A 17,967-nucleotide genomic window follows, 5' to 3' on the forward strand; every position below is an offset into this window, starting at 1 on the left:
CGTCAGGGCGCGCCGGGCGGGTCGAGCAGGTCGTCGAGGCCGGTGAGGGCGAGGACCCGCCCGGCGACGCTGCCGTCCGCGGCGTGCAGGCGCAGGCCCGGCAGGTCGCGGCGCAGTTCGTGGACCGCCTGCACCGCGGCGCTCGAGAACACCGAGGCGCCGTCGAGGTCGACGGTCACCTTGCGGGCCCCTCCCCGCGCGTCCTCCAGCACGCGGTGGCGGAAGCGCTCGACGGTGCCGGTGTCGATGGGCCCGGCGACCGCGAGCACGTCGCCCCGCGTCTCGGTGGTGAGGTCCTCGCCGGTGGCGCGGGCGAGGGCGGCGGTGTCGTCGCCGTAGGTGCCCACGAGGACGTCGCGCCGGGCGGGCGTCGCCAGCGTCACCGTGGTGCCCTCGGGCCCGGGCGCGACGTCGACCCGATCGACGAGCCCGCGCATCATCATCAGACCTCGCCCGCGACCGCCCGGGTCGTCCGCCGGCGGCCGCCAGCTCCCGCCGTCGGCGAGGTGACCGTCACGCACCCGTCGTCGTCGAGTGCGGCGGTGAGGCGGACGCCGACGCCGTCCGCGGGCGGCTCGGGGTAGGCGTGCTCGATCGCGTTCGTCGCGGCCTCGCCGGCCGCGTGGACCAGCGCCACCGCGTCGTCCTCGCCGATCCCGGCCGCGTCCAGCCACGCGTCGAGCCCCCGCCGCAGGGTGCGCAGCCCCCGGGGGTCGGCGGGGATGTCGAGGGCGAGCGGCGCCGTCGCCTCGGCGGTGCGCTGGACGGCGAGCAGGGTCGCGTCGTCGGTGCCGCCGCCGCCGGTCCAGCCCATCCGCTCGACGGTGAGCGCGGCGATGCGGTCGACCTGCGCGGTGGGCACCGTCGTGTCGTCCTCGACGGGCTCGTGGCCGGCGGCGACGGCGGTGCGGGCCAGCGCCTCGAGGCCCTCGTCGAGGGGGTGGCCGGGGCGTTCGACGAGGCCGTCGGTGTAGAGGACGAGCACGTCCCCCGGGTCGAGCCGGGCGACGGTCGGCGTCGGGACGGGCGCCCCGGTGCCCAGCGGGGCGCCGGGGGCGACGTCGATCCAGCGGGCGGCGCCCCCGGCGGTGACCACGAACGGCGGCGGGTGCGCCGCCGCCGCGAGCTCGAGCTCGCCGGTGCGCGGGTCGAGCACCGCGACGCACACGGTGGCCGCGCGGGTCGTGCGCTCGCGGGCCGCGAATCGGTCCAGCTCGGCGAGGGTCCCCGCCACGCCGCGGTCGGCCGCGAGCGCGTTGGCGCCGACCGCGCGCAACCGGCCCATCGCCGCGGAGGCCGCCGCGCCGTGGCCCACGACGTCGCCGACCGCCACCGCCAGCCGCCCGTCGGCGAGCGGCACCGCGTCGAACCAGTCGCCGCCGGCCGCGAGCTCCTGCCCGGCGACGACGTAGCGCGCGGCGAGGCGGGCCCGCGGCAGCACGGGCAGGGCGGCGGGCAGCAGCGAGCGCTGCAGGGTGAGCACGACGTCCTGCGCGGCGTGCAGGCGCCGTTCCGACTCGGCCGCCGAGGTCTCGGCGTCGCGCCGGCGCAGCACCTCGTCGGTGACCCGGCCGATGTGCACCGTCATGCCCCGCATCGAGCCGTCCGCGTGGTGGGTGGGGACGAAGGTGTAGGAGTAGAAGTCCTCCTCGAGGCGGCCGTCGCCGTCGCGGTCGACGAGGATGCGCCGCTCGTCGCCGAGCACCGGCTCGCCGCGGGCCCACACCTCGTCGAGGGTCTCGAACACCTGCTGGCCCTCGAGCTCGGGCGCGACCTCCCGGATCGGGCGCCCGACGATGCCGGGCCGGAAGCCCATGCTCGCCCGCGCCGCGCGGTTGGCGGCGACGACACGGTGCTCGGGCCCCTCGAAGGCCCACAGGACGGCGGGGATGTCCTCGAACGCGGCGACGACGTCGCTGGGGGTGCCCGCCGGCTGCTCGACAGGACCGTCTTCGGCCATGCCCCCAGCGTCTCCCGCCCGCGCGCTCCCCACACGTGCGGATCGACGGACGGGCCCGTGGCGCCCGTGGCCGGACTACCGGAACAGCTCGTACCCCGACGCGTAGCCCAGGTCGACGAGCGACGTGCCCGGGGCCGCGCGCTCGATCGCGGCGCGGACCGGTGCCGTGTCGATCGGGCGCGAGAACCCGGGCAGCCAGTCGTCGTGGTGGCAGGGCACGACCGTGCGCGCGCCGAGCGCGGCGGCCTGCTCGGCGACGAAGTCGGCGGTGGTGCCCTGGACGGGCTCGCCGTCGCGGTTGCCGCGGCCCGCGACCGCGAGGATCGCGACGTCCGGCGACTCGCGGGCGAGCACGCCGCTCCAGCAGCCGATGGTGTCCTGGAACAGCAGGCTGCCCCCGGAGGTCTCGACGACGAACACCAGCGCGCCGCCGTCGCCGCGTTCGCCCTGGTCGGCGGCCTGCATGTGGGCCCGCACGTCGTCGCCCATGGCGCCGAAGCCCGCCCAGAGCGCCCGCATCCGCTCGCTGCGCTCCTGCAGTGTCAGCCCGGTCTCGCCGAGGCAGACCTCGTCGGCGGGCGGCATCGGCTGCGACGACCACACGCACGAGTGCAGGCCCGGCAGCACCCGCACCGACGTGCTCGGGTCCAGGGCGACCCGCTCGCCGCCACCCACCGCGATCAGCTGCTCCTCGGGCACGCCGGCGGCGGCGAGGACGCGCACGGACTCGTAGGAGCCGACGACCGTCGCGCCGGTCCGGGCCGCGATGCGCTCGGCGCCCCACAGGTGGTCGAAGTGGCTGTGCCCGACGAGGATCCAGTCGGCGGCCGTGACGTCGTCGACCGTGACCCCGCTCTGCTCGGCGTCCGGGACCCGGTCCAGGTACGCGTCGAGCCACACCGTGAGGCCTTCGGCGGTCCGCAGGCGGAACGTGGCGCAGCCGTACCAGTCGAGGGTGCTCGCTCGGGTGCTCACCGGCCCACCCTGGCAGCGGTCACCTCGGTCAGGCCACGGAGCACGGCCGGTAGGGGCTCCCGGTGCAGGACGCCCAGGCGCTGGGTGGCGCGGGTGAGGGCGACGTAGAGGTCGGCGGCGCCCTGCGGGCCCTCGGCGAGGATGCGCCCGGGCTCCACCACCAGCACCGCGTCGAACTCCAGGCCCTTGGTCCCCGCCGGCGCCACGGCCCCCGGGACCCCGGCCGGCCCGATCACGACGCTCGTGCCCTCGCGCGGCGCCTCGGCCGCCACGAACTCCTCGATCGCCGCGGTCAGCTCGTCGCCGTCGACCTGCCGGGACCACGGCGCGACGCCGCTCGCCCGCACCGACTCCGGCGGGGCGAGGTCCGGCGCGAACTCGGCGAGCAGCGCGGCGGCGACGGCCATGATCTCCGCCGGCGTGCGGTAGTTGAGGGTCAGCGACCGGTACATCCAGCGGCCGGCGACGTGGCGGTCGAGCATCGCGCCCCACGACATCGCGCCCGCGGGGGAGCGCCGCTGGGCGAGGTCGCCGACGACGGTGAACGCGCGCGCCGGGCAGCGGCGCATGAGCACCCGCCAGTCCATCGCCGAGAGCTCCTGGGCCTCGTCGACGACCACGTGCCGGTAGGTCCAGTCCCGGTCGGCGGCGGCGCGCTCGGCGAGCGGGCGGGTGTCCTCCGCGACGAACCGGTCGGCGAGCACCCCGGCGTGCGTGAGGTCGTCGATCGAGAAGCCGAGGTCCTCGTCGAGCTCCTCGCGGTCGAGCGTCAGGACCTCCATGACGCCCGCGGCGTACTCGGTGGCGGCCGCCTGCTCGGCCGCGGCCGCCCGCTCCTGCGCCCGGACGACCGTCGGGTCGTGGCCGAGCAGATCGACGAGCTCGTCGAGCAGCGGGACGTCCGACACCGTCCAGGCGGTGCCGTCCGCGCGCCACAGCGCGGGGTCGGCGCCCGCCGCGCGCAGCCGCTCGGGCGACGCGTACAGACGGCCGAGCAGGTCCTCGGGCGTGAGGACCGGCCACAGCGCGTCGAGGGCGGCGGCGAACCCCTCGTGCTCGGCGAGCTCGTCGAGCACGTCGGTGCGGATCGCCTCGCGGGCCGCCGCGTCGTCGCGGGTCAGCCAGCCCCGGCCGATCCGGCCGATCGCGCGCTCGGTGAGCACGTAGACGACGATCTCGCGGAACGTCACGCGCGCCTCGTTGTGGGGCAGCCCGGTCGCGCGCGCCTCCTCGCGGGCCCACTCGGCGGTCGGGGCGTCGATGCGCACGGTGACGTCCGACAGCTCGATCTCCACCGGCTCGGGCGGCAGCTCCTGGCGGTCGGCGATCGCGGCGGCGAGCACGTCGAGGATCGCGAGCGACCCCTTGGCGCGCGCCGCCACCGGCCCGTCCTCGGCGGTGACGTGCCGGCCCGGGACGAGGTCGCCGGGGGTGGAGAACACCACGTCCGACTCGCCCAGGGACGGCAGCACCTGGCCGATGTGGTCGAGGAACGCCGGGTTGGGACCGACCACGAGGACGCCGTGGCGCTCGATCCGCTCGCGCTGGGTGTAGAGCAGGTAGGCCACGCGGTGCAGCGCGACGACGGTCTTGCCGGTGCCCGGGCCGCCCTCGATGACGGTCACGCCCGGGTGGTCGAGGCGGATGATCTCGTCCTGCTCGGCCTGGATCGTGGCGACGATGTCGCGCATGCCCGCGCCGCGCGGCGCGTTCACGGCAGCCAGGAGCGCCGCGTCGGTGTCGCGCGCGTCGTCGCTCCCCGGCCGGCCCAGGACCTCGTCGGTGAACGCCGTGATCCGGCGCCCGCGGGTGTGGAACCGGCGGCGCCGGCGCATGTTCTCCGGATGGGCGCCGGTGGCGGTGTAGAACGGTCGCGCCGCCGGCGCTCGCCAGTCGGTCAGCAACGGCGCGAACTCGTCCTCCTCGTCGAGGATCCCGATCCGCCCGACGTACGTGCGTTCGCCGTCCACGGCGTCGAGCCGGCCGAAGCACAGCCCGTCGTCGGCGACATCGAGCCGCCTGACCTGCGCGGCAGTGGCCCGGACCCTGACGTCGCGCTCCATCGGCGACTCGCCGTCGCCCCGCAGCGCCCTCCGGTGGTCGTCGCGTGCCTGCGTGCGCGCCGCGTCGAGCCGGGTGTAGAGCCCGGACACGTAGCGCCGTTCGTCCTGCAGTTCCTGGTCCGTCACGGGCCTCCTCGGTCGCGAGGTGCAGCAGTGTGCGGAACGACCCGGGTCTTGCGGCAAGTCCCCCGCGCCGCTATACGTTGGTCACGGCGGGAGGGCACGTCACGAGGCCGCGGCCCGGCGTGCGGCGAGGGCGTACAGCGTCCCCTCGCGCAGCCCGGGCAGCCGCGACTCGACGCGGTGGGCGACGGCCCGGAACGCGTCGCGGTGGCGGTGCTGCTCGCGGACGTCGAACGTGCTCGCGACGCCGCCGTCGGCCGCGAGCAGGGCGAGCACCGCGTCGCCGATCGGGAGCCCGGCCGGGTCGTGCCCGCCGAGGACGGTGTCGCGCACCCGGTCCCGCAGCGCCTGCGCGCGCGCCGGCTCGGCGAGGACCGCGTGCCGGACGGGGAAGAGGTTCCAGGTCCGCGACCGTCGGGTGCGCAGCGTCCCGGCCGCCGCCAGCTGGTCGAGCACGGCGTCCTCGGCGCGGTGCCAGTCCTCGTCGACGACGTCGAGCCAGCGCCGGGGCCGGTCGTGCGGGACGGCGTCGAGGACGGCGGCGAGGAAGGGGTCGCCGGGCCGCGCTCCGGCGACGCGCTCGACCCACCCGCCGGCCGCGCGCAGGGACCCGCGCAGCGCCAGCTCGGCGACCGCCGCGGCGCGCAGCAACGGGCCGCGCACCAGCGTGCTGGCCACGTCGAGGCGATCCCGGCGGGCGTCGTGGGCGAGCAGGAGCATCTGCTGGGGCAGCACGGACGTCAGCCGACACCCTGCCGCCGCGGCAGGGTCAAGCGTGGCCCGGATCACCGCGGCGGCGGGCTTGAGTGTGCCGCGACGGCCGGGTGTCCCGTCGGTGCCGACGACCCCGAGACCAGGGAGGCACCGTGACCCGGCTGCACGACACCGACTACGCCCGCGCGGAGCAGATGCTGGCCCCGTACCGAGCGCGCCGGGTGCCCGGCGCCGCCGTGGACCCGCAGTGGTGCGCGGGCGGCACGCGCTTCTGGTACCGCGCGGGGTCACGCTTCCTGGTGGTCGACCCGGGCGAGGGCACCCGCCGCGACGCCTTCGACCACGACCGGCTCGCCGCGGCGCTCTCCGTGGCCGCGGGCCGGGCCGTGGCCGCCGACGACCTGCCGTTCCCGGCGATCGACCTCGAGGTCCGGCGGGAGGGCGCCGAGCCCGACGCCGTGCGGTTCTCGGCGTTCGACGCCCTGTGGGAGTGGTCGGACCGGGCCGGGACCTGCGTCCGCGTGGACGAGCCCGAGGTCGGCCCCAGCGAGGTCCCGTCGCCGGACGGGGCGTGGGTCGCGTTCCGCCGCGACGGCGACATCCTGGTCCGCTCGCGCGACGGGGAGCAGGAGGTCGCGCTGACCGACGACGCCGAGCCCGACCACGGCTACGGCTTCCTGCCCGAGCCGCTGAACTCGGGGATGCTCATGCGCCGGTTCGGCCTGGACCCGCTGATCGTGCACTGGTCGCCGGACTCGACCCGGCTGCTCGTCCCGCGCATCGACCAGCGCGACCTGCCCGAGCAGGTGCTCGTGGAGTCGTCGCCCGCCGGCGGCGGCCGTCCGGTCGCGCACCGCGTCCGCTACCCGATGCCCGGCGACGAGGCCCAGGCGACGCTGGCGTGGGTGGTGCTCGACGTGTCCGCGCGCACCGCGGTGGTCCAGCAGTCCGACCCCGAGCCGCTCCTGCACCCCGGCGCCCTGGTGACCGCGTGGTGGACCGGGGACAAGGGCGACGCCGTGCACCTCGTGCACCGCTCGCGCGACGTGCTGACCCTCGAGCTGCGCCGCCTCGACCCGTCGACCGGGGAGCTCACGACGCTGATCAGCGAGCGCGGCGCGACCCGCGTCGACCCGACCCCCGTGCTCGGCGAGACGCCGATGGTCCACGTGCTCGCGACCCGCGAGGTCCTGTGGTGGTCCCAGCGCGACGGGTGGGGGCACCTGTACCTCTACGGCCCGGACGGCGCCGTCGAGCAGGTCACCCGTGGCCAGTGGCTGGTGCGCCGGGTGCTGTGGGTCGACGAGGAGCGCCGGCAGGTGGTGTTCCTCGCGGGCGGTCTCGTCGACGACGACCCCTACGTGCGCCAGATCTGCCGGGTCGGCCTCGACGGCACCGGGTTCACCCGCCTCACCGACGACGCGCTCGACCACGACGCGGTCGGCCCGCCCGGGGGCGGCTACGTGCTCGACCGCGCCTCCGACGTCGCCACCCCGCCGCGGTCGGTGGTGCGCGGCGGCGACGGCCAGGTCGTCGTCGAGCTCGAGGCCCCCGACACCAGCGCGCTGGAGGCCCTGGGCTGGGAGCCGCCCGAGCGGTTCCGCGTCACGGCCGCCGACGGGACGACCCCGATCTTCGGGCTGCTCCACCGGCCGCACGGGTTCGACCCCGACCGCCGCTACCCGGTCATCGACTGCATCTACCCCGGCCCGCAGGTCCACCGGTCCGCGCCGGGCTTCGACACCGTCGTCCCCGGCGAGGCCGAGGCGCTCGCCGCGCTGGGGTTCGCCGTCGTCACCGTCGACGGGCGGGGCACGCCGGGGCGCAGCAAGGCCTTCCACGACGCGTCGTGGGGCGCGCTCGACGACGCCGGCTCGCTGGTCGACCACGTCGCCGCGATCCGCGAGCTCGCCCTGCGCCACCCGTGGATCGACACCGAGCGGGTCGGGATCACCGGGCACTCCGGCGGCGGGTTCGCGACCGCGCGGGCGATGCTCGCCCACCCGGACTTCTACACGGTCGGCGTCGCGTCGGCCGGCAACCACGACGTCGGCTGGTACGTGCCGATGTGGATCGAGTGGTACCACGGCGCGGTCGACGACGAGGCGCGGAAGGCCCTGTCGACCCCGGCGCTGGCGGCGAACCTGCGGGGCAGGCTGCTGCTGATCCAGGGCGAGCTCGACGACAACGTGCTCCCGTTCCACGCGCTGCGGCTGGTCGACGCGCTGATCGCGGCGGAGAAGGACGTCGACATGCTGATCATCCCGGGTGTCGAGCACTCACTGCTCGGCCGCCGGCACTACGCGACCCGCCGGACCTGGGACTTCTTCGTCCGCCACCTGCACGGCACCGAGCCGCCCCGGCACCGGCTCGCGCCGTTCCCTATCCCCGGCTCGGGAAGCGGGTGACCAGCTCGGTGTCGGCCGGGACCGCGCCGACGCCCCGGGCGCCGCCGGGTACTCGCCGAGCGCCTCCTCGCGGCCCGGCAGCACGATCGTGAAGAACGCGGCGCTGTCGTCGACGAAGGCCTCGCTGCCCTCGGCGACGTGGCGGTCCTCGGTGATCGCCTCGACCGGGCAGGCGGGCTCGCAGGCGCCGCAGTCGATGCACTCGAAGGGGTTGATGTAGAGCTTCCGGGCGCCCTCGTAGATGCAGTCGACGGGCACTCCTCCATGCACGACTTGTCGGTGACGTCGATGCAGGGGTCGGCGATGACGAACGGCATGGTCCCAGAATCTACAAAACCTGCACGATACGTGGCAAGACTGTAGAACGTCACGGTCCGGTCGCGCCGAGCCGGGCGATCACCGTCAGATCCTCGCGGAGGGCCTGCGCGCGCTCGGCGCCCACGAGGTCGGCGACCCGGGCCTCGAGCTCGGGCACCAGGCGCTGCGCGATCCCGACGACCTCGCGGCCCACCGGCGTGAGCATCACGAGCTTGGCGCGCCGGTCGTCCGGGTCGGGCTCCCGGGTGACGTAGCCGTGGTCCTCGAGGTGCCGCACCAGCTCGGCCATCCCCTGCTTGGTCATCTGGGCGCGCTCGGCGAGCGCGCTCACCGTCGTCCCCGTCTCGTCGAGGAACTCGAACACCGCGCTGTGTGCCGGCCGCACCGCGCCGTGGCCCTCCTCGGCGAGGCGCGCGAGGACGCGACCGTTGAGGGCGGCGAACCCGTCGCGCATCAGTACAGCGAGGTTGACCGGGCGTTCGCGCCCGTCGGTCACGGGCCGGGGTCTTGACATTCGACAAGCCTCCTGTCTGAATTAGTGACATGGACAAGCTACCTGTCGACATTGCCGCGTGCGAGTGCCTGCGGCTCGGCACCGACGAGATCGTCGTCATCGCGAGCGGGGAGCAGAACGGCGGCGCGCTGTTCGCCGTGCAGCTGCGCATGCCCCCGGGCGGCGGCCCGCCGGTGATGCACCGGCACGACCCGAGCGAGATCTACTCGGTGATCTCGGGTGAGCTCACGTTCTACGTGGGCGCCGATCCGGTCGAGCGCCTCGTGGCCGGGCCCGGAGACGTGGTCCCGCTCGCCGGCGGGACGCCGCACACCATCCGCAACGAGTCCGACGTCGAGGCGATCGCGTTCGGGGTCCACGCCCCGGCGGGGCCGATGGAGGAGTTCACCCGCGAGGCCCACGCGCTCGCCGCCGGGGGCGAGCCGCGGATGGAGGACGTCCTCGAGGTCGCCGAGCGGCACGGCATCGAGATGCTGGGGCCGGTGCCCGCGACGACCTGAACGGGACGGCTCGTCACCCCCTCCCGAGGTGCCGGCGCGGCCAATCGGCCAGGTCGCGCAGCATCTGCCGGTCGTGGGTCGCGACGACCACGGCGGCGCCGGTGTCGCGCAGCGCGGCGGTGAGCTCGTCGACGAGGGTCGCCGAGAGGTGGTTCGTCGGCTCGTCGAGCAGGACCACCTCGGGGCGCCGGCCCAGCGCGAGCGCGAGATGCAGGCGCCGGCGCTGACCCTCGGACATCCGCCCCACCGGCGTGCGCATCGCGTCGCGGTCGAGGAGCCCGACGGTGTCGAGCCCCTCGGTGAGCTCGTGCGGGGTGCGGTCCGCGTCCTCCCACGGCGGGACCTCCTGCGTGAGCAGCGCCAGCCGCGCCCCGGTCGTGACGCGCCCCGTGGTCGGCGCCAGCTGCCCGGCGAGCACCGCGAGCAGCGTCGACTTGCCCGCCCCGTTCCCGCCGGTGACCACGAGGCGGTCCCCGGCGCCGACCACCAGCGACACCGGCTCGTCGAGGCGGCCCGCGACGGTGACGTCCTCGGCGCGCAGCAGCGTCGTCCCCGGGCGGGCGCCCAGCTCGGGCCAGCGCAACGTCGACGGCGGCGGCGGGACGGTGATCTCGTGCGCCTCGAGCGCCGCCTGTTGGCGGTGCAGCGCCTGGACCACGCCCGGTGCGCGGGACTGGCGCTGGTGGCGACCGGTGCCCTTGTCCGGGCGCCAGCCGGTGGAGAGCCGGTCGCGGGCCTGCCCGACCGCCTCGGTGAGCCGGCGCCGTTCGTCCTGCTGGTCGGCGTGGTCCTGCGCCCACCGCTCGCGGGAGCGGCGCCGGGCCCGCTGCCAGGCCGCGTACCCGCCGGCGGAGGACGTGGGTCGGCCGTCGCGGCTGGGGTCGAGGTCGAGGTACCGGTCGGCGACGTCGTCGAGCAGCGCGCGGTCGTGGCTGACCAGGGCGAGCCCGCCGCTGTGCTCCCGCAGCCGGTGGGTGAGGAACGCGAGCCCTCCGGCGTCGAGGTGGTTCGTGGGCTCGTCGAGCAGCAGCAGGTCGTGGCGGGCGCCGAGCAGGCACGCCAGCCGCACGCGGTAGCGCTGGCCCACCGACAGGGTGGCGAGCGCGCGCTCGCGGTCGGTACACGCACCCAGGGCCTCGAGCGCGACGTCGACCCGCCGCTCGGCGTCCCACGCGTCGAGCCGGGTCGCGGCGTCGAGCGCGGCCGCGTACCGGTCGCCGGCGCCGTCCACGCCGTCCACGAGCTCGGCGGTCGCCGTGTCGAGGGCGGCCAGGGCCGTGACGGAGGCGTGCAGGGCGGCCGTCGTCAGCGTCCCGACCGTGGTGCCGGCCGCGGCGGCGAGCTCCTGGCGGGCCACGCCGATCGTGCCGACGCGCGTCACCCGGCCCTCGTCGGGCGTCAGCAGGCCGGCGAGGACGTGGAGCAGCGTGGTCTTGCCGCGCCCGTTCTCGCCGACGATCGCCCGCCGCGACCGCGGCGACAGGGTGACCGTGACGTCGTGCAGGACGCGGCGGCCGCCACGGGTGACGCCGACGTGCTCGGCGCGGATGTGGGCGCCGTCCCCCAGATCGAGGACGGCGGGGGAGAAGATCTCGGAGGAGTGCACACGGGCTCCGCAGCTCGGGATCGAGCCGGGCAGCACGAGGAGCGCCGCCCGGGAAGGACACCGGGACGGCGGGCGCGGGTCGGGTCGGGAGGGCGCCGCCGTCAGCGGGCGGTGCGGAGCCTCGCGGACCACAGGGCGGGACACATGGCTGCCAGATTACGGGCCCGGCGCGACCCGATTTCCCTGCTCGGGCCCCTCTCGCAGCGCGGCCAGTCGCCGCCGTCGCCCACGACCGCACCGGTCCGTGATCGAGGACTGCGGCCGCAGCGTCCCCGCCGATCGCTCCGCCGCATTCGTGGCGCCGGTACGGCCGCGAGCGCGATGACGCGCGACCAGCGCCCACAGCAGCCCGCCGGCGGCGATCAGCACCACCGGCACGGCGGTCGGCGCCCACGGCCACGCCGGGCCCTCGAGCGCCGACCCCTGCAGGGGCAGCTCGAGGGTCGTCGCGGTCCACCGGGCGGTGGCGACGTCGGTGGTGCGGGCGAGGTCGGTGATCGTCTGGTCGTAGGCGAAGCCGGATCCGGCGTGGACGGCCACCGGGGTCACGCCGCCCGGGACGGCGACGGCCGGCCCGTGACCCGACACGAGCAGCCGGTCGAGGCCCGCGGCGGCCCCGACGTCGCCGCGCGGCAGGAACACCAGGCCGTGGCGCGAGCGCACCGGACCGCCGTCCGGCGACAGCGCCGTCGTGCGCGCCGCCAGCGACTGGCCGCCGTGGACGTCGAACACCGACGCCAGCTCGACCTCCCCGACGCCGTCGGTGAGCAGCACCCCGAGCGACGCGGGCCGCCAGCGGAAGCCCGCGTTGACGACCGCGGCGGGGCCCGGCACGGCCGGGCCGCTCGCGAGCGGCAGGTCGCCGCGCGCCGGGTCCCAGCCGATCGCCGCCGCGGCGCCCGCCGCCACCTCCGGCCCGAACCGGTGCTCGACCAACCGCAGGGTGCCGGCGATCCCGGACAGCACGCCGGCGGTGGAGACGACGTCGCCGCCGTCGACCACGCGCTCGCCGCGCACCCAGCGCACCGCCGGGTACTGCGCCTCGAACCCGGCGAGGCCCAGCCGGTGCGCGGTGGCGGTGCGCCCGTCGAGCACCCCGGACGCGGCGAGCACGCCGCTGCCGTTGCAGATCGCGAGGTACTGCGCGCCCCGCTGCGCACGGAGCCAGGCGGCGACCGGGGCGTCGGTCGGCTCGCCGACGTCGGCCATCGCGGGGACCACGACGAGGTCCGGGACGCCGACCAGCGCGGCGAGGGCGTCGAACGACAGGTCGGGGACGAGGTCGAGGCCGCCGGTCAGCGTCACCGGGCGGCGCTCGGCGGCCACCGTGTAGACGTTGAGGCGGCCCGTGGCGGCGAGCACCTCGTAGGGCGCGAGCACGTCGGACACCTCGGTGCCCTCGAGCCCGAGCACCACGACCGCCGTCGGTCTCGTCGGGTCGTGGGGGAGCGGTGCGGGTGGGGGCACCGCCCGGGGCGGACCGGGTGCGTAGATCGCGGCGAACGTCGCCGGGGCGGCGATCGCCGCGCCGACCGCGGGCACGGCGAGGATCAGCAGGGCGACGGCGAGGCGGGCGAGGACGGTGCGGAGGCGCATGCCGCCGAGCGTCGCCGCCGGCCGCCGTGCCGCCATCTGCCGGAAGTCACCCTCGGGGTCACGACCCCGCCGCGGCCTCCTCGGCGGCCCGGCCCGTGCCGTAGGGGCTCCAGTCGAAGCCGGCGCCGGGCTCGCCCCACACCACGACGAACTCGGCGGGCTCCGGGCCGTCGTTGCGCACGCCGTGCTCGACGCCCGCCGGGGCCAGCAGCGCGTCCCCGGCGACCATCTCGACGCGCTCCTCGCCGAGCGTCATCGTCGCCCGGCCCGTGACGAGCAGGTAGAGCTCGTCGAGCGGGTGGTCGTGCGGGTGGACGTGGTTGCCCTCGGTGGCGCCGGGCGGGAACACCCAGCGGTGCACCGCGACCGGGAGCCGCGTCTGCTCGCGGAAGTACCACTGCATCTCCACGGGCGCCTCGCCCTCGTGGAGGAGGTAGGGGTAACCGCCCTCGCCGGCGCGCTCGATGCTCGCTTCGCTCATGGGCCCAGCGTGCGGCGTACGTACTTCCCGCCTCTACCCCTCGGGCTCCGGTGCGCCTCCACTGGCCGCATCGGCGGAAGGAGACGGAGATGCAGGCCATCGAGCACTCGGCACTGCCGGTCGCGCTGGAGGGCGAGGGGGTGGAGGTGCGCGCCGTGGAGACCGGGGAGCTGACGGCCGGCTGGTTCACGTTCGCCGCGGGCACCGACCTGCGGCCCGCGCTCGCCGGCCTGCCCGACGACCTCTGTCCGTGCGAGCACTGGGGCTACATGATCAAGGGTCACCTGCGCATGCACACGGCCGACGGCACGCACGACTACACCGCGGGCCAGGCGTTCTACTGGACACCCGGCCACGCCCCCGAGGCCGTCACCGACTGCGAGTACGTCGACTTCTCGCCGTCGGCGGAGCTCGCGAAGGTGGTCGCCCACATCCAGGGCTGACCGTGTACGCGACGTACACGGTGAGGTGTCTCCGACGTCGATGGACGTGACGGGTTCCCGGCCGCACGATGCGCGGCATGACGGCGTTCACGGTCGACGTCCCCGCGCTGAACGCCGAGCGGCTCGCCCGCGCGCAGGCCTCGCTCGCCGCCGCCGGGATCGCCGCGGCGGTGCTGTTCGACCCGGGCAACGTCCGCTACGTGACCTGCGACGGCCCGTTCCTCGTGGCGAACCTGCACTGCTCGTACCGCTGGGCGCTGGTGTTCGCCGAGTCGCCGCCGGTGCTCTGGGAGTCCGCGGAGGCGATGCACGTCGCCCGCGAGCGCTGGCCCGACGGCGACATCCGGCCCGCACACGCCTTCACGTTCTTCGGCTCCGGCCCGAACAGCGCCGCCGACGCCGCAGCCGCCATGGCCGCGGTGGACGACGAGCTGCGCTCGCGCGGTCTCGGCGACGCGCCCCTGGGCGTCGACCGGGCCGAGACCGTCGTGTTCCTCGCCCTGGCGGCGCTGGGGCGCCGGGTGGTCGACGCGGTGCCCGCCATCGAGTCCGCGCGGGCGGTCAAGTCGGCGACCGAGCTCGCGATCCACCGGGAGAACGCCCGGCTCACCGATGTCGCCGTCACGGGGTTCCTCGAGCGCATGAAGCCGGGCCTGACCGAGCTCGAGCTGTGGGCGGTCCTCGCGCAGGAGACCGTGTCCCACGGCGCGCTGCACGCCGAGTCGCGCCTGCTCAGCTCCGGGCCGCGGACCAACCCGTGGATGCAGGAGGCGACCCACCGGGTGGTCGGCGACGGCGAGATGGTCGCCTTCGACACCGACCTCGTCGGCCCCCACGGCTACCTCACCGACATCTCGCGCAGCTACGTCTGCGGCGACGCGGCCCCCACCCGCGAGATGCGCGACGTCTACCGCGCCGCGCACGACTTCGTGCACGAGGCGATCCCCGAGTTCCACGCCGGCCGCAGCTTCCGCGAGCTCGGCGAGCTGCTCGGCCCGCGGCTGCCCGCGCCGTACCGGCAGCTGCGCTACCCCTTCATCGCCCACGGCTGCGGCGCCGCCGACGAGTACCCCGCGATCGTCGTCGACGGGCACCACGACGGGGAGCTGCTGCCCGGCATGGTGATCAGCGTCGAGGGCTACACGGGCCGGCCCGGCGGGTCGGTCGGCGCCAAGTTCGAGGAGCAGATCATCGTCACCGACGGCGCCCCCGAACTGATCTCCCACGCGCCGGTGGAGGAGCGGTTGCTGTGACCGCTTGACCGTGCCGCGACGGCATGCCCTTCGATGGCAGGAGTCGTGAGACCCCGACATCCGGAGGACGCATGAACGGCGGCGAGGCCGCGTCGGCAGCACCGAGCACCCACGAGCCGCCGGAGGGCGCCTCGACGACCGTCACCTGGAACGGCGCCGAGTACGCGGCCACCGCGCGCTGGCTCGTGCTCCGCAAGGACGAGAAGCCCACCGCGGAGATCTTCTCCGTCGCCTACGTCGCGAGCGCCGGCGAGGAACGGCCGGTCACCTTCGTCTTCAACGGCGGCCCCGGCGCGTCGTCGGCGTACCTGCACGTCGGCGCGCTCGGCCCGCAGCGCGTCGACGTCCCCGGCGACGGCACGATGCCGGCCCCGCCGCCCCGGCTCGTGCCCAACGAGGACTCGTGGCTCGCGTTCACCGACCTCGTCTTCGTCGACCCCGTCGGCACCGGGTTCAGCCGGATGATCGAGAAGGAGGGCGGTGACAAGGGCGGCGAGTCGGACCCCGACCCGAACGCCTACTTCGGCACCGACCGCGACCTCGCGGCCATGGCCGAGTTCATCGGGCGCTGGCTCAGCGAGAACGGCCGGTGGAGCTCGCCGGTCCTCCTCGCCGGCGAGAGCTACGGCGGCTACCGCGTCGGCCGGCTGACCCGCGTGCTGCAGGAGAGCGCCGAGATCGGGATCGCCGGGTCCATCCTCATCTCGCCGGCGCTCGAGTTCGCGAGCCTGGCCGTCGGGGCGCTCGGGGGCGGCGACTACGACGTGGTGCCGTGGGTCGACGTGCTCCCGACGATGGTCCTCGCCGCGCACCACCACGGACGGTCGCGGGCGTTCGGTCCCGGGACCCCGCCGGCCGAGGTCCGCCGGGAGGCCGAGGAGTTCGCCACCGGCGAGTACGCCGTCTTCCTCACCCGCGGCGCCTCGATGCCCGCCGAGGAGCGCGAGCGCGTGATGCAGCGCCTCGCCGACCTGCTCGGGCTGACGCCGGCGTTCGTCACCCGTGTCGCCGGGCGGGTGCGCGTCGCGCAGTTCACCCGCGAGCTGCTGCGCGACGAGGGCAAGGTCGTCGGCCGCTACGACGCGACCGTGACGACCACCGACCCGTTCCCGGACCGCGACGTCTTCACCGGCGGCGACCCCACCCTGACCGGCATCGGCCCGGTGTTCACCGCGGGGGTGAACCGGGTGCTGCGCTCGGAGATCGGCGTCGACACCGACCGCGAGTACAAGCTGCTCAACGTCGAGGTGGTCACGGCCTGGAAGAACGACGCGGCCGGCGTGTACCTCCAGCCGATCCCGGGCGCGACCGACGACTTCCGCTACGGGATGGCGCTGAACCCGCACACGCGCGCGTTCATCACCCACGGCCGCCATGACCTGCAGACGCCGTACTTCGCGACCGACCGCCTCTGCAACCTCATGCGCCTCGACCCCGGCACGGCCGAGCGCCTGACCGTGCACCACTTCGAGGGCGGGCACATGTTCTACGCCTGGACCGAGAGCCGCCGGGAGTTCACCGCGGCGATCGCCCGGTTCGTCACGGAGGCGACCTCGTCGTGACGCGTACCTTCTCGACCATGAGCACCGAGGACGGCTGGCCGGCGCTGCGCGTGGCCGACTGGGAGGACACCCGGGACACCCTCCACATGTGGACCCAGGTGATCGGCAAGATCCGTCTGGCCGCGGCCCCGATGGTGAACCACTGGTGGCAGGTGCCGCTCTACGTCTCGCCGCGCGGGCTGACGACCTCGTCGGTGCCGTGGGGGCGGCGCGTGTTCGACGCCGAGTTCGACTTCGTCGCCCACCTGCTGCGGATCCGGGTGAGCAGCGGCGAGGAGCGCACGGTGGCGCTCGAGCCGAAGCCGGTGGCCGCGTTCTGGGAGGAGACCCGGCGTGCGCTCGACGGCCTGGGCCTCGACATCCCGATCAGTACGCGCCCCGTCGAGGTCGTGCGCGCGATCCCGTTCGAGGACGACACCGAGCACGCGAGCTACGACGCCGACGCCGCCCACCGGTTCTGGGGCCAGCTCGTGGCGACCGACCGCGTGCTGTCGACGTTCCGCTCGCGCTTCGTCGGCAAGGTCAGCCCCGTGCACTTCTTCTGGGGCAGCTTCGACATGGCCGTCACCCGCTTCTCGGGGCGCACGGCCCCGGAGCACCCCGGCGGCGCCCCGAACTGCGGGGACTGGGTGATGGTCGAGGGCTACTCCCACGAGCTGTCCAGCGCCGGCTTCTGGCCGGGCGGCGGCGAGGAGGGCGCGTTCTACGCCTACGCCTACCCGGAGCCGCCGGGCTTCGCGACGCACGGCGTGCGGCCGTCCGAGGCGTACTACTACGAGGCGGGCGGGCAGTTCCTGCTGCCCTACGAGGCGGTGCGCACCAGCGCCGATCCCGAGGGCACCCTGCTCGACTTCCTCCAGGACACCTACGAGGCGGCCGCCGACCGCGGCGACTGGGACCGCGCGGCGCTCGAGCGGTAGGGGCTCAGAGCACCTGGTGGCCGTACATCTCGCCGAGCGGGTCGGCGATGAGCTCGATGCGCGCGCCGTCGGGGTCGCGGAAGTACACCGACACCCCGCTGTGCACCTCGTGCTCGACCCCGGCGGCCGCCAGGCGCTCGACGAGCTCCTGCCAGCGCGCGGGCTCGACGCTGATCGCCAGGTGGTGCAGCCCGCCGAGGACCTCGGCGTACGGGCCGACGTCGAGGCCCGGGAAGTCGAAGAAGGCGATCAGGTTGCCGTGGCCGATGTCGAAGAAGAAGTGCGACGAGCCCGGGTAGTCGCGGTTCTCGATCAGCTCGGTGAGCGGGAACCCGAGGACGTCCTGGTAGAAGCGCACGGTCCGCTCGACGTCGCCCGACACCAGCGCGGTGTGGTGCAGCCCGCGCGCCGTGGACGCCGGACGCCCGCCGAGGGGCTTGAGGTAGGTGTCGCGGATGCGGTCGCGGGTCTCGCTGATGGTTGACATGTCACCTATCTTGCTCGCATATCGGTGACGCGTCAACTAGGATG

Annotated in this window: 16 protein-coding genes and 1 pseudogene; 6 read left to right on the forward strand and 11 right to left on the reverse strand. The window is 75.5% G+C overall.

Going from position 1 to position 17,967, the window contains the following annotated elements; genetic code table 11:
• Positions 1 to 2 precede the first annotated feature (2 nt).
• From ACFPK1_RS11435 to ACFPK1_RS11455, 5 genes are all read right to left on the reverse strand, one after another.
• Positions 3 to 443, reverse strand: a complete 441-nt coding sequence (locus ACFPK1_RS11435) for an STAS domain-containing protein (RefSeq protein ID WP_465252221.1) — start codon at positions 441 to 443, stop codon at positions 3 to 5.
• Positions 443 to 1,960: an ATP-binding SpoIIE family protein phosphatase gene (locus tag ACFPK1_RS11440; RefSeq protein WP_378021052.1), complete on the reverse strand. Its 1,518-nt coding sequence runs from the start codon at positions 1,958 to 1,960 to the stop codon at positions 443 to 445. The genes ACFPK1_RS11435 and ACFPK1_RS11440 overlap by 1 nt, the downstream gene beginning before the upstream one ends.
• Before the next feature lie 75 nt (positions 1,961 to 2,035).
• Positions 2,036 to 2,935, reverse strand: coding sequence for an MBL fold metallo-hydrolase (locus ACFPK1_RS11445; RefSeq protein ID WP_378021053.1), 900 nt, complete (start codon positions 2,933 to 2,935; stop codon positions 2,036 to 2,038).
• The gene (gene helR / locus ACFPK1_RS11450; RefSeq protein WP_378021054.1) at positions 2,932 to 5,124 is read right to left on the reverse strand and encodes an RNA polymerase recycling motor ATPase HelR; all 2,193 of its coding nucleotides are present in this window, start codon (positions 5,122 to 5,124) and stop codon (positions 2,932 to 2,934) included. Before helR ends, ACFPK1_RS11445 begins: the two co-directional genes overlap by 4 nt.
• 99 nt (positions 5,125 to 5,223) lie before the next feature.
• Positions 5,224 to 5,856, reverse strand: a complete 633-nt coding sequence (locus tag ACFPK1_RS11455) for a GOLPH3/VPS74 family protein (RefSeq protein WP_378021055.1) — start codon at positions 5,854 to 5,856, stop codon at positions 5,224 to 5,226.
• 131 nt (positions 5,857 to 5,987) lie between these two features.
• Between ACFPK1_RS11455 and ACFPK1_RS11460 the strand changes: the two genes are divergently transcribed.
• Complete coding sequence (locus ACFPK1_RS11460; protein ID WP_378021056.1) at positions 5,988 to 8,243, forward strand: S9 family peptidase; 2,256 nt, start codon at positions 5,988 to 5,990, stop codon at positions 8,241 to 8,243.
• Here the strand turns inward: ACFPK1_RS11460 and fdxA are convergent.
• Positions 8,218 to 8,560: pseudogene (fdxA, locus tag ACFPK1_RS11465) on the reverse strand (ferredoxin). The gene ACFPK1_RS11460 and the pseudogene fdxA overlap by 26 nt on opposite strands.
• A gap of 50 nt (positions 8,561 to 8,610) precedes the next feature.
• Entirely contained in the window at positions 8,611 to 9,057 is a 447-nt protein-coding gene (locus ACFPK1_RS11470; protein WP_378021057.1) for a MarR family winged helix-turn-helix transcriptional regulator, read from the reverse strand.
• Between the two features lie 47 nt (positions 9,058 to 9,104).
• On the opposite strand from ACFPK1_RS11470, the gene ACFPK1_RS11475 reads away from it, so the two are divergent.
• The gene (locus ACFPK1_RS11475; protein WP_378021058.1) at positions 9,105 to 9,575 is read left to right on the forward strand and encodes a cupin domain-containing protein; all 471 of its coding nucleotides are present in this window, start codon (positions 9,105 to 9,107) and stop codon (positions 9,573 to 9,575) included.
• Positions 9,576 to 9,588: 13 nt separating this feature from the next.
• Here ACFPK1_RS11475 and ACFPK1_RS11480 read toward each other — a convergent pair whose 3' ends face one another.
• The 3 genes from ACFPK1_RS11480 to ACFPK1_RS11490 all read right to left on the reverse strand — a co-directional run bounded on the left by ACFPK1_RS11480 (position 9,589) and on the right by ACFPK1_RS11490 (position 13,258).
• Positions 9,589 to 11,166 (reverse strand): ABC-F family ATP-binding cassette domain-containing protein, encoded by a 1,578-nt coding sequence (locus ACFPK1_RS11480; RefSeq protein WP_378021334.1) that lies wholly within the window; start codon positions 11,164 to 11,166, stop codon positions 9,589 to 9,591.
• Between the two features lie 171 nt (positions 11,167 to 11,337).
• Positions 11,338 to 12,813: a DJ-1/PfpI family protein gene (locus tag ACFPK1_RS11485; protein WP_378021059.1), complete on the reverse strand. Its 1,476-nt coding sequence runs from the start codon at positions 12,811 to 12,813 to the stop codon at positions 11,338 to 11,340.
• A gap of 22 nt (positions 12,814 to 12,835) precedes the next feature.
• Complete coding sequence (locus ACFPK1_RS11490; RefSeq protein WP_378021060.1) at positions 12,836 to 13,258, reverse strand: cupin domain-containing protein; 423 nt, start codon at positions 13,256 to 13,258, stop codon at positions 12,836 to 12,838.
• Between the two features lie 89 nt (positions 13,259 to 13,347).
• Here ACFPK1_RS11490 and ACFPK1_RS11495 point away from each other — a divergent pair, with 89 nt between their 5' ends.
• The 4 genes from ACFPK1_RS11495 to ACFPK1_RS11510 all read left to right on the forward strand — a co-directional run bounded on the left by ACFPK1_RS11495 (position 13,348) and on the right by ACFPK1_RS11510 (position 17,436).
• Positions 13,348 to 13,701: a cupin domain-containing protein gene (locus ACFPK1_RS11495; protein ID WP_378021061.1), complete on the forward strand. Its 354-nt coding sequence runs from the start codon at positions 13,348 to 13,350 to the stop codon at positions 13,699 to 13,701.
• 77 nt (positions 13,702 to 13,778) lie between these two features.
• Complete coding sequence (locus ACFPK1_RS11500; protein WP_378021062.1) at positions 13,779 to 14,954, forward strand: M24 family metallopeptidase; 1,176 nt, start codon at positions 13,779 to 13,781, stop codon at positions 14,952 to 14,954.
• 71 nt (positions 14,955 to 15,025) lie between these two features.
• On the forward strand, positions 15,026 to 16,516 hold the full coding sequence (locus ACFPK1_RS11505) for a S10 family peptidase (RefSeq protein ID WP_378021063.1): 1,491 nt from the start codon (positions 15,026 to 15,028) through the stop codon (positions 16,514 to 16,516).
• A 17-nt stretch (positions 16,517 to 16,533) separates the two neighbouring features.
• On the forward strand, positions 16,534 to 17,436 hold the full coding sequence (locus tag ACFPK1_RS11510) for a DUF5996 family protein (RefSeq protein WP_378021064.1): 903 nt from the start codon (positions 16,534 to 16,536) through the stop codon (positions 17,434 to 17,436).
• Positions 17,437 to 17,440: 4 nt separating this feature from the next.
• Here the strand turns inward: ACFPK1_RS11510 and ACFPK1_RS11515 are convergent, their stop codons facing one another.
• Positions 17,441 to 17,923, reverse strand: a complete 483-nt coding sequence (locus tag ACFPK1_RS11515; RefSeq protein ID WP_378021065.1) for a VOC family protein — start codon at positions 17,921 to 17,923, stop codon at positions 17,441 to 17,443.
• Between the last annotated feature and the right edge of the window lie 44 nt (positions 17,924 to 17,967).

The organism is Actinomycetospora rhizophila (assembly GCF_042657905.1).
GTDB classification, from domain to species: domain Bacteria; phylum Actinomycetota; class Actinomycetes; order Mycobacteriales; family Pseudonocardiaceae; genus Actinomycetospora; species Actinomycetospora rhizophila.